The sequence below is a fragment of the Streptomyces sp. SP18BB07 genome, assembly GCF_036322545.1.
Lineage (GTDB): Bacteria > Actinomycetota > Actinomycetes > Streptomycetales > Streptomycetaceae > Streptomyces > Streptomyces deccanensis.
This window is the reverse complement of sequence record NZ_JAQYWT010000271.1, coordinates 78,088-88,724: the sequence shown is the minus strand read 5'-3', so window position 1 is coordinate 88,724 and position 10,637 is coordinate 78,088. Positions and strand designations below refer to the sequence as shown.

Annotated in this window: 8 protein-coding genes; 4 read left to right on the top strand and 4 right to left on the bottom strand. The window is 72.4% G+C overall.

The window, feature by feature from the left end:
* Positions 1 to 65 precede the first annotated feature (65 nt).
* From PUR53_RS12295 to PUR53_RS12285, 3 genes are read left to right on the top strand one after another with little or no spacing between them, the layout of a single operon-like run.
* Positions 66 to 1,646, top strand: coding sequence for a phytoene desaturase family protein (locus PUR53_RS12295; RefSeq protein WP_329908328.1), 1,581 nt, complete (start codon positions 66 to 68; stop codon positions 1,644 to 1,646).
* Entirely contained in the window at positions 1,643 to 2,476 is an 834-nt protein-coding gene (locus tag PUR53_RS12290) for a fatty acid desaturase family protein (protein WP_329894777.1), read from the top strand. Before PUR53_RS12295 ends, PUR53_RS12290 begins: the two co-directional genes overlap by 4 nt.
* Positions 2,469 to 3,092 (top strand): TetR/AcrR family transcriptional regulator, encoded by a 624-nt coding sequence (locus tag PUR53_RS12285; protein ID WP_329894776.1) that lies wholly within the window; start codon positions 2,469 to 2,471, stop codon positions 3,090 to 3,092. The genes PUR53_RS12290 and PUR53_RS12285 overlap by 8 nt, the downstream gene beginning before the upstream one ends.
* 70 nt (positions 3,093 to 3,162) lie before the next feature.
* On the opposite strand, the gene PUR53_RS12280 is transcribed toward PUR53_RS12285, so the two are convergent.
* The 3 genes from PUR53_RS12280 to PUR53_RS12270 all read right to left on the bottom strand — a co-directional run bounded on the left by PUR53_RS12280 (position 3,163) and on the right by PUR53_RS12270 (position 8,636).
* The gene (locus PUR53_RS12280) at positions 3,163 to 4,533 is read right to left on the bottom strand and encodes an MFS transporter (RefSeq protein ID WP_329894775.1); all 1,371 of its coding nucleotides are present in this window, start codon (positions 4,531 to 4,533) and stop codon (positions 3,163 to 3,165) included.
* A gap of 107 nt (positions 4,534 to 4,640) precedes the next feature.
* Complete coding sequence (locus PUR53_RS12275; RefSeq protein WP_329908327.1) at positions 4,641 to 6,845, bottom strand: SpoIIE family protein phosphatase; 2,205 nt, start codon at positions 6,843 to 6,845, stop codon at positions 4,641 to 4,643.
* A gap of 591 nt (positions 6,846 to 7,436) precedes the next feature.
* Positions 7,437 to 8,636: a PucR family transcriptional regulator gene (locus PUR53_RS12270; protein WP_329894773.1), complete on the bottom strand. Its 1,200-nt coding sequence runs from the start codon at positions 8,634 to 8,636 to the stop codon at positions 7,437 to 7,439.
* A gap of 151 nt (positions 8,637 to 8,787) precedes the next feature.
* On the opposite strand from PUR53_RS12270, the gene PUR53_RS12265 reads away from it, so the two are divergent.
* Positions 8,788 to 10,275, top strand: a complete 1,488-nt coding sequence (locus PUR53_RS12265; RefSeq protein ID WP_329908326.1) for a long-chain-fatty-acid--CoA ligase — start codon at positions 8,788 to 8,790, stop codon at positions 10,273 to 10,275.
* Positions 10,276 to 10,284: 9 nt separating this feature from the next.
* On the opposite strand, the gene PUR53_RS12260 is transcribed toward PUR53_RS12265, so the two are convergent.
* A complete protein-coding gene (locus PUR53_RS12260; protein ID WP_329894771.1) occupies positions 10,285 to 10,635 on the bottom strand; it encodes a VOC family protein in 351 nt (116 codons plus the stop codon).
* Positions 10,636 to 10,637: the final 2 nt, after the last annotated feature.

The window sequence follows — 10,637 nt, the reverse complement described above, 5'->3', positions numbered from 1 at the left end:
CCGCGAGTCTCTTCACACAGGCCGGAACCATTGACGTCGACGATGAACTGCCGCACTCTGAACGAATGTTCAGAACAAACGTTCAGAACGACGGCCGGGCGGCGGCCGGTTGGGGTGACGGGCACGCGGTCGACCGTGAACACGGTCGTGGCGGTGGCCGCGCCGAGGTGGTGGTGATCGGCGGCGGGATGGCCGGCATGGCCACGGCGCTGCGGCTGCGGCGGGCGGGTCTGTCCACGATCGTGCTGGAGGCGCACGGACACGCGGGCGGCTGCGCCGGCTACTACCGCAAGCGCGGCTTCTCCTTCGATGTGGGCGCGACGACGCTCGTCGACTTCGGCCCCGGAGGCGTGGGCGGCGAACTCCTTGCCACGGTCGGGATTCCACCCCTGGACGCCGAGGAACTCCCGGGCTACCGCGCTCATCTGCCGGACCGTCAGGTCGTGCTCCATCGCGACCCGGCCGCCTGGCACGCCGAACGGCTGCGCGTCCTCGGCGACAGCGAACGGCACCGCGCGTTCTGGGACCTGCTCGACCGGCTCGCCGACACCTTCTGGCGGGCAAGCCGGGCGGGCATACGGCTGCCGATCCGCGGCCCCGCCGACGCCCTGCACGACCTGCGGGCGGTGGGCTGGTCGGGGCTCCCGTACGCCCGCCATCTGCACCGGACCCTGGGTGACGCGCTGCGCGACCACGGTCTGCGCGCGGACGCCGCGCTGGTCGGACTGCTCGCCATGCTGGTCGAGGACACCGTCCACACAGGGGTCGACGACGCGCCCCTCATCAACGCGGCCCTCGGGGTGACCATCCGGGGCGCGGGCCTCAGCAGACACCGCGGCGGTATGCACGGCTTCTGGCGTGTGCTGGTCGCCCGCTACCGCGCGCTGGGCGGCGCACTCCGGACCGCCTGCCGGGTCTCCCGGGTCCAGGGCTCGCCCGGCGCCTACGAGGTGACGACCCGTCAAGGTGTTTTCCATGCGGGGCGGATCGTGTGCGCGGTCCCGGTGGGCACCACAGCTACGATCTGCGCCGGGCTGCCGGTGGCCCGCAGGCTGCGCGCCTACCTGGAACGCGACGCGGACGCCCTCGGCGGCGCGGTCGTCACGTTCCTCGGCGTACCCGAGTCCGGGGTCGCCGACCAGAAGTTGACGCACCATCAACTACTGCACTCCTACGACCGACCCCTGGGCGACGGCAACAACATGTTCGTCTCCGTCTCCGCGCCCGGCGACACCCTCAGCGCACCGCCCGGCCATCGGGCCGTGATGCTCTCGACCCACACCGACCTCGCCCACTGGCGCGACCTCGACGCCGCGGAGTACGGGCAACGCAAGAAGGAGGCCGGCGAGCGACTCGTCGCCCTCGCGCGGCGTGCGTACCCACGGCTCGGGGAGCGTGCCGTGTTCACCGAGACGGGCACGCCCCGCAGCTACGCACGGTTCGCCTTCCGCCCGGAGGGCGCGGTCGGCGGCGTACGCCAGCGCCTGGCCAACACCAACCAGCACGCCGTACCGCACGATCTCGGCGGCCCCGGCCTGTGGCTGGTCGGCGACACCACCTGGCCCGGCCTCGGCACGGTCGCCTGTGTGCTGGGCAGCCGCATCGTCGCCGAGGGACTGCTGAAGGAGAGGAGACGCGCGCGATGACCGCATGCGACGACCCCGGCCCGACCGGTTCGAACGGCCCGGCCCCGGGCCTGCCCACCCTCGCTCAACTCGGCGACGACCTGCTCGTCACCACGCGCCGGCAGCGGATCGTCGCGCTGGCCCGCCCGGGCGCCGGAGTTCTGCTGTTCACGGGCGCGGTGTGGCTCGGCTGGTGGTGGCTGACGCCCCTGATCGTGTTCGGGATCTTCGTCGCGGTCGTGACCGTCACCCATGACGTGGTGCACCGCACGATCGGCCTGTCCCCACGGGCGACCGACTGGGCGCTGTTCGCGATGGGGCTGGCCCTGCTGGAGAGCGGGCACGCCTACCGGGCCACGCACACCCAGCACCACCGTCTCTTCCCGCACCCCGACGACCCGGAGGGCTACCCCGCCGAACTGTCCTTCCTGGGCGCGGTCTGCTACGGCCCCGTCTTCCTCGTACGCCTCTGGCTCTGGTCCTACCGGCGGGGCCGCGACCGCCGCTGGCTGCTGGTGGAGGCGGCGGCCCCGTTCGCCGCGCTCACCGGGGGAGTGCTGCTCCTGCCGTACACGCCGGGACCGCTGCTCTATACGGTGATGGCGATCGTCGGCAGCTGGGTGTACCCCCTGCTGACGGTGTATCTGCCGCACCACGACTACGGAGACACCCCGTTGACGCAGACCCGCACCCTGCGCGGGAGGATCATCCCCGCCGTCTTCCTGGAACTGACGTACCACCTGGAACACCACCTGTACCCGAGGGTGCCCAGTCATCACCTGCCGGAGCTGGCCCGCAGACTCGAAGGCCACTTCGCCGCGCACGGGGTACGGCCGGTGCGCGTTGTCTGAGCACCGAGGCCCCCGTGGCACCCGTGACCGGGTGCTGGAAGCCGCCCTCGCGTGTCTGGTCCGCCACGGCTACGGCGGGACCACCGCGCGGGCGATAGCTCAGGTCGGCGGCTTCGCGCCCGGGGTGATCTACTACCACTTCGCGGACCTGGACGACCTGTTGGTGGCGGCGCTGGAACGGACCAGCGGGGCCCGCGTCGACCGCTACCGTGCCGAACTGGCCGGCCTCGACCGCGCCGTCCCCGTGGTCGCGCGGCTGCGCGAGCTGTACGACGAGGACAGCGAGACCGGGCACATCGCCGTCGTGCAGGAGCTGTACGCCGGGGCGCGGCCCGGAACGCGGCTGGCCGCCCAACTGGCCCTGGAAACAAGGAAATGGGAGGACCTGGCCGAGGAACAGCTCACGGTCCTCCTGCGCGGCAAACCCCTGGGGTCCGTGGTCCGGGTGCGGGTTCTGGCCGGTGCGGCCGTGGCCTTCTACCTCGGCATGGAGACCCTCACCCATCTCGACGGCGACCGCTCCCGTCCGGAGAGCCTGTTCGCCCAGGGGGCCCGCCTCGCCGCGATCTTCGACCGTGTGCCCCGTATGAAACGACGCGCACGCGGGGTGAGATGAGCGAGGGGGCCCTGAGCCGCCGGCCCAGATGTCGACGGGTGCGGGCAGGGGTGGTGCGGTGTCCGGGTGCCTATCGGGCCTCGCCGGTCGCCAACCGCCCCTTCGCGAAGGCGGATTCACCGGAAACCGAGCCCGAGTCCGAACCGGAGTCCGAGCCCGCGCCCCCGCTGTTCCTGTGGATCAGCACCACCCCCAGCACCGCGAGGAGCGAGGCCGCCGACAGCGTGTACAGGCCCCCGTTCGTGGTGCCGGTGGTGTCCTTGAGGTAGCCGAAGAGCGTGGGGGAGACGAAACCGCCGAGGTTCCCGATGGAGTTGACGACCGCGAGCCCCGGCGCCGCGATCCTCAGGTCGAGTCCCGACTGCGCCATCGGCCAGAACAAGGTGGCCGCGCACTTGCCGCCCACCGCGGCGAGCGTGATGGCCGCCAGCCCGAACCAGGGGGAGCCCAGCGTGGCCAGGAAGGTGCCCGTGGCCGACAGGGTCAGCGCGACCGCGAGATAGGGGCGACGGTCGGGGGCCCGGTCGGTGAACCGGCTCATCGAGTACATGGCGATCACCGCGCAGATCCAGGGGATCGCCGACAGCAGACCGACCTGGAACGGCGACAGCCCGCCGATCTCCTCGACCAGACTCGGCAGCCAGAAGGTGATCGCGTACCCGGTCAGGGCCATTGCGAAGAACACCGAGGTCAGCAGCGCGACCTGAGGGTGGATCAGCAGCTTGATCCGCGACACCCTCGGGGCCCGGCTGCGCGCCTCCTCGTCCCGGGCGACCGCCGAGCTCAGCGCCTCCTTCTCCTCCGCCGTGAGCCACGGGGCGTCCCCGATGCGGGAGATCAGGAAGAAACCGGCGACGAAGCCGACGACGATCGACAGCAGCCCTTCGAGCGCGAACATCCAGCGCCACCCGGCGAACCCGCCCACCCCGTGCAGTTCCAGCAGCGCGCCCGTGATCGGCCCGGTCACGATGTACGCGGTGGCCGAGCCGCCCAGGAAGATCGCGCTCGCCCGGCCCCGGCTGGAGTCCGGCAGCCACTGCGTGAAGTAGAGCAGGACACCGGGGAAGAAGCCGGCCTCCGCGACACCGAGCAGGAAGCGCAGCCCGTAGAACATCCATACGTTGTGGATGAAGCACATCGCCACGATCACCAGACCCCAGGTGATCATGATGCGGGTCAGCCAGACCCGGGCGCCGAACCGCTCCAGGAGCATGTTGCTCGGCACCTCGAAGAGGGCGTACCCGATGAAGAACAGGCCCGCTCCGAGCCCGTACGCGGTGGCGCTCACGCCGACGTCCGCCCGCAACTCGTCCTGGACGAAACCGACGTTGGTCCGGTCCATCTGGTTGATGAGCAGCATCAGGACGAGGATCGGCAGCATACGGCGCAGGAACTTGCTGACCGCACGCCGCTCGGCATCGGGTATGAGGACTTCTGACATCGTTGTCTCCCTCCGGCGGTTCATGTATCTGAACAGCCGCCACGTACGTAGGAATGGCGGGAACCTTACGGAGGGCTCGCTTCCGGGTCAATGGGTTGATCCATCAATCACGTATGTGAACTGGGGTGGAGGAGGAGCAGCGCGATGTCGTCGCTGCGCGGCGCGGAGCGACGGGCGTGCTGGACGAGGGAATCGGCGACGGCGTCCATGGAGTGCGGGCCGGAGGGATCGCAGCGCGCGAGGGCGCGGGCCAGGTCGTCCACCGCGTCCTCGATGTCGGTACCGGGAGCCTCGACGAGCCCGTCCGTGTAGAGGGCCAGTACGGAGCCGGGCGGCAGCGGGATCTCGGTGGACGCGTAGTCGGCGTCCGGATCGATGCCGAGGAGGAGCCCGGGCGGGAGGTGGAGGGCTTCGGTGCGGCCGTCGGGGTGGCGCAGCAGCGGGGGCGGATGTCCGGCGGTGGCCAGACAGGCGGTGTGCGCGCTCAGGCCGAGGTGGACGTAGAGGCAGCTGGTGAACAGGTCGGGGTCGAGATCGGTGAGCAGGCGGTTGGTGCGGGCGAGGACTTCGTCGGGGGCCGCGCCGGCGGTGGCGTGGACGGCGGTGCGGACCTGACCCATGAGGGCGGCGGCGTTGACGTTGTGGCCCTGCACATCGCCGATCGCCGCGGCCGCCGTGCTGGGATCGAGGCGGATGAGGTCGTAGAAGTCGCCGCCGACGTCCATGCCCCGGGTGGCCGGGAGATAGCGGGCGGCCACGTCCAGTCCGGCGACATGGGGCAGGGTGTGGGGCAGCAGGCCGGCCTGGAGGTTGTGTGCGAGCTGCTGCTTGGTGTCGTACAGACGGGCCCGGTCCAGGGCCTGGGCGATCAGTCCGGCGGTGGAGATGAGAACGGCGCGCTCCTCCGGGGCGAAGGGGTGGGGCCGCTCGTAGGCCAGGAGGAGGGTGCCGACCGGGCGCCCCGAGGTGATCAGCGGGAGGAAGGCCCAGGCGGCCATGGCGTCCTGGAGGACCGCCGGGGGGTAGGCGCGCTTGAGGTCGGCGAACGTGCCGAAGAAGGTGGGGACACCGGTGGCGAGAGCGCGTACGGCGGGGGTGTCCGAGGTGAGCGGGGCGGCGTCGAAGCGTTCCATCAGCTCGGCGGAGTAGCCGCGGTACCCGATGATCCGCAGGCGCCCCTCCTCCGCCGTCATCAGGGCGAGGGCCGCGGCGCCGAACGCGGGCAGGATCTGGTCGGCGACCTGGTCGACCACGTCGCGTACGCCGACGGCCTCGGTGAGCGTGGCGGCCAGATGCATCAGGTCGTACAGGAAGGCGGCCCGTCCGGGCGCGGCGGGCAACGATGCACGGGCCCGGGGCGTCGGTGTGACCGGAGTGTGGGCGTGGGCCGAGGTGGTGGGCGTGATGCGGACGCTGATGCCGGACGCGTCCGGTACGAGGCTGAAGGACAGCCAGCGGTCCGGCGGGCGCAGGGCGATGAAGGACACCGGTTCCCGGCTGAGCATGGCCGCCCGGTAGCTGTCCTCGGCGGTCGGGCCCGCCAGCCAGCGCAGCGCCTCCCAAGGCTTGGCGCCGAGCAGATCCGGGATACCGGTGCCGAGCAGTTCGGCGGCCTTGGTGCTGACGAAGGCGATCCGTCCGTCCGCGTCGAGCGAGCAGCTGCCGCCGGGGAGACGCTCGGCGAAGTCGACCGCGCCCTGTGCCTCGGCGGGCCCCGCGCTCCGGTCCCGCAGCGTCGGCAGCATCACCGGCTCGGCGGCCGGCCGTATCGGGTGGCCGCCGTCGGACGCCTTCCGCAGGAGCTGCCCCAGCCGGTGGCAGACGCCGGTGATCTCCTCCCGCTCCCGGGGGCTCGGCCGGGGCGGGTGCGAGGCCGGCCACTGCAGCACCAGGCCGCCCCAGGTGTCCGCACCCGTGGCGATGGGAGCGGCGGCCAGTGTGAAGCGGTACGGCACGACCAGGGCCAGCCGTGGATAGCGGCGCGCCAGCTCCTCCTGGCCGCTCACCCACACCAGCCGGCGTTCCCGCACGGCGTCGGAGACCGGGGAGGGGGTCTTCAGCGCCACCCGTGCCCAGGGCATGGAGATCTCCCAGGGGACCCCACCCAGCACCGCCAACTGCAGCAGCGGCTCGTCAGGCAAGAGCAGATACACCGCCGCCACCGAGGTGCCGCTCTCCCGGGCGACCTCGATCAGGGCGGACTCCAGCAGCTCCGGACCGGGGGCACCGCTACCAGGCACGTCCTCACCCGCCCCGGACAGGTCCGGAGGAGCGAGCGGCCAGCCGCCGATCGTCACCCATATGCGGACCATACGCCCACGGCGCGGCGGCAGCATGCGGGTGGGGCACCTCGCCGGGGCGGGGTGCGGCGATGGGATCGGTGCGGGGGCGCTGCGGGTGCGGGTGCGGGTGCGGGTGCGGGTGCGGGTGGGGGTTGTGGGTGCCGATGTGGATGCGGACGGGGGTTGTGGGGCGGATGGAGACTCGACGGTGGCCGTGGCGAGGATCGGGCACTGCCGGACGGGGGCCGGTGCGTCACGCGGCGCCGCCCGGCCACCGCCCTCGGACGGCGGCCATGGCCCACCGGGTCGGATGGCCCCCGCGGCCGCGCCGCGCCGCCGCGACCTCCGCCGCCGTGCCGAATGCGACCGTGCGCTGCCGCTGCCGCTGCCGCGCTGTACGTGGCGTGGAACGCCGTGTGTCCCCGTGCCGCGTCTCACCCGCAGCCAATGCGCCCGCGCCCCGCCCCGCTCCGTGCTCGCATGCCCGTCAGCCGTCAGCCGTCAGCCGTCAGCCGTCAGCCGTCAGCCGTCAGCCGTCAGCCGTCAGCCGTCAGCCGTCAGCCGTCAGCCGTCAGCCGTCAGCCGTCAGCCGTCAGCCGTCAGCCCGTTCGTCCGCCCAGTTCAGCTTGGCTCGGTGAGTGGCTGTTCCCTGTGGCCGGCGCCGGGGTCGCGGACGGCAAGGAGGGCCGTGCCGATGTGGGCCACGGCTCGTGGGTCGGAGAGGGAGCGGGCCGTCAGCTCCTCGACGCGGCGCAGCCGGTAACGGACCGTGTTGGGGTGGACGAACAGGCTGCGGGCCGCGGCGGTGGCCGAACCCGCGGCGGCGAACCAGTGCTCCAGGGTCCTCAGCAGCCGAGCACGCTCCACGACCGGGAGGTCGACCACGGGCCGGAGGACCACGTCCACCAGGTGCGCCGCCTCGGCCGGCGCGGCGGCGACCACCATGGCCAGCGGATCGTCGTCGAACCGGGCCACGCCGGGACCGTCGCCCCGCAGCCCGGCCAGCGCGAGCCGGGCGAACCGCAGCGCCTGCGGCGTGTCGCGCAGGGAGTCGAAGCTCGGACTGACCCCCACCCGGGCACGGGTCCGGCGCAGCACACCCAGGCAGGTGTCTTCCGCCGCCGCCGTCGGCAGGGCGATCAGACCGAGCTGCTGGTCGGGCAACAACCGCCAGGCGGAGGGGAGTTGCGCCTGACGCAGCCCCGCCTCGACCCCCGCCAGCGGCTCCTCGCCGGGCGCGCCGGCCGCCGCCGCGACGACCGTGTAGGGCCCCCGCTCGGGCAGGCCGAGCTCCCGGGCGGCCTCCCACAGCGTCGTCCGGTCGGCGATCACACCCGTGAACAGCGCCTCCACCAGAGCCGACCGCCGGGCCTGCCCCCGCGACGTCAACTCGGCCGCCGTCTCCCGGTAGGCCGCCGCGACGGCCTCCGCGTACAGGCCGAACAGCGCCCAGATCTCCGCGGACTTCGCCACCAACTGGTCGGCGGAGACCTCCGGATGGGTGCGCGACTCCGCCACGATCTCCGTCCACAGCAGTTCGAAGCCGACCCGGTACGCGTGCAGGGTGTCCGCCAGCGGCACGCCCTGCACGGCACGGACGCGCCCCGTCTCCCGGGCCGGGCTGGGGTCCCCGGTGGCTCCCGCGCGGAGGTGGTTGAGGATCAGGTCCGCGTTGGCCGTGCACGAGCGGCGCAGCGAGTCGAAGGGGATCAGCGACTCGTCGGCGTAGGCGTCGACGTCCGACCGGATGCGTCCCGCGATCCGCTCGCCCAGTTCCGGCAGCCTGGAATGCAGTGCCGCGGCCACGCCCGAGATGTCCATCACCGCAGCCTAACGCCCATGTTTTGTTCACCGGGACAAGCCTGGGCGGCGGGCACTGTCGTACGGCCCATAGGCCGCCGACGTGGGCGGCAGCACGATGTCGTGCACGTGAACAGCGGATTTCGACGGCGACTTTCGTGGAGGACGGGCCATGGCCAATCTGGCGGAGTACCTGGTGGAGACGGCACAGCGGCAGCCGGGGCGCCCCGCGCTGCGCCTGGGGGACCAGGTGACCGGGTACGCGGAACTCGACGAGCGCAGTGCCCGCGCCGCCGCGCTGCTGAGGGCCGAGGGCGTACGGCCGGGGGACCGGGTCGCCCTGATGCTGCCGAACGTGCCCGAGTTCGTCGTCCTGTACTACGGCGTGCTGCGCGCCGGAGGCGTCGTCGTCCCCATGAACCCGCTGCTGAAGACGCGGGAGACCGAGTACCACCTGACCGATTCCGGGGCGGTGCTGCTGTTCGAATGGCATCAGGCGCCCGGTGAGGGCGCGCGGGGCGCGGCCGCCGCGGGTGTCCGGCACACGGCCGTCGAGCCCGCCGCCTTCGCGCAGGCGCTGGCCGGACACGAGCCGCTGCCCGGCGTGGCGGAGACGGCGGACGACGATGTCGCCGTGCTGCTCTACACCTCCGGCACCACCGGCCGCCCCAAGGGCGCCACGCTCACCCACGGCGGACTGCGGCACAACACCGAGGTCAACACGGTCCACGTCCAGCGGATGACACCCGAGGACGTGGTGGTGGGCTGTCTGCCGCTGTTCCACATCTTCGGCCAGATCTGCACCATGAGCGTGGCCGTGCGCGCCGGTGCCTCGCTCACCCTGATCCCCCGCTTCGAGCCGCAGGCCGTGCTGGACGCCATCGCCCGCGACGGGGCCACGGTCTTCGAGGGCGTTCCGACGATGTACGCGGCGCTGCTCCAGCATCCGGCGGGGGCGGACGTGTCGACGCTGCGGATGTGCGTCTCCGGCGGGGCCTCGCTGCCGGTGGAGATCCTGCACGGCTTCGAACGACGCTTCGGCTGCGCGGTGCTGGAGGGCTTCGGCATGTCCGAGACCAGCCCGGTGGTCACGTTCAACCACCCGGACCGCCCCCGCAAGGCCGGCTCCATCGGCACCCCGATCCAGGACGTGGAGGTGCGGCTGCTGGACGACAAGGGCCAGGACGTCGCGCCCGGCGAGGTCGGCGAGCTCGCCGTACGGGGGCCGAACGTGATGAAGGGGTACTGGAACCGGCCCGAGGAGACGGCGGCCGCGATCCCGGACGGCTGGCTGCGCAGCGGCGACCTCGCCCGCCAGGACGAGGACGGCTACCTCTACATCGTCGACCGCAAGAAGGACATGATCATCCGCGGCGGCTACAACGTCTACCCGCGCGAGATCGAGGAGGCCCTGCACGAGCACCCCGCCGTCGCCCTGGCCGCCGTGGTCGGGGTGCCGCACGCCCACCTGGGCGAGGAGATCGCGGCGGCGGTCGTCCTGCGGCCCGGTGCCCACGCGACCCCCGACGAGCTGAGGGAGTTCGTCAAGGACCGGGTCGCCGCGTACAAGTACCCGCGTGAGGTGTGGCTCATGGACAGCCTGCCGACGGGCCCCAGCGGAAAGATCCTCAAGCGGGAGATCACCGCACCGGTGGGATGACGCGACCCCTCACCGCTCTGGGGCCGGACCGCCGCCGAGACCGATCTCGTTCCCGTCCGGATCGTGGTACGTGACCTTGCGTACGCCGTTCGCGTAGGTCTCGCGGCTGCTGGGCTCCAGACCCCGGCCGGTGATCCCGGCGATCCGGGCGTCGAGGTCGTCGACGAAGACGGTGTGCAGCGCGTGACCGGCCCGCCCGGGCCGGTGCTCGATATAGAGATAGCGGTGCTCCGCCAGCTCCCACACGGCCTCCGTGTCGTTCGGGAAGAACGTCGGCGGGGAGCCCAGCAGGCGCTCGTACCAGGAGAGCGCCGCTGTGTAGTCGTTCACCGGGATACCTGCGAAGAGGACGACGGCCATGC

What these genes read in the sequence shown, in the direction of transcription:
- PUR53_RS12265 (WP_329908326.1), top strand. Translation starts at nt 8,788, where the DNA reads ATGGCCAATCTGGCGGAGTACCTGGTGGAGACGGCACAGCGGCAGCCG.
- PUR53_RS12260 (WP_329894771.1), bottom strand. Translation starts at nt 10,635, where the DNA reads ATGGCCGTCGTCCTCTTCGCAGGTATCCCGGTGAACGACTACACAGCG.
- PUR53_RS12295 (WP_329908328.1), top strand. Translation starts at nt 66, where the DNA reads ATGTTCAGAACAAACGTTCAGAACGACGGCCGGGCGGCGGCCGGTTGG.
- PUR53_RS12290 (WP_329894777.1), top strand. Translation starts at nt 1,643, where the DNA reads ATGACCGCATGCGACGACCCCGGCCCGACCGGTTCGAACGGCCCGGCC.
- PUR53_RS12270 (WP_329894773.1), bottom strand. Translation starts at nt 8,636, where the DNA reads ATGGACATCTCGGGCGTGGCCGCGGCACTGCATTCCAGGCTGCCGGAA.
- PUR53_RS12275 (WP_329908327.1), bottom strand. Translation starts at nt 6,845, where the DNA reads ATGGTCCGCATATGGGTGACGATCGGCGGCTGGCCGCTCGCTCCTCCG.
- PUR53_RS12280 (WP_329894775.1), bottom strand. Translation starts at nt 4,533, where the DNA reads ATGTCAGAAGTCCTCATACCCGATGCCGAGCGGCGTGCGGTCAGCAAG.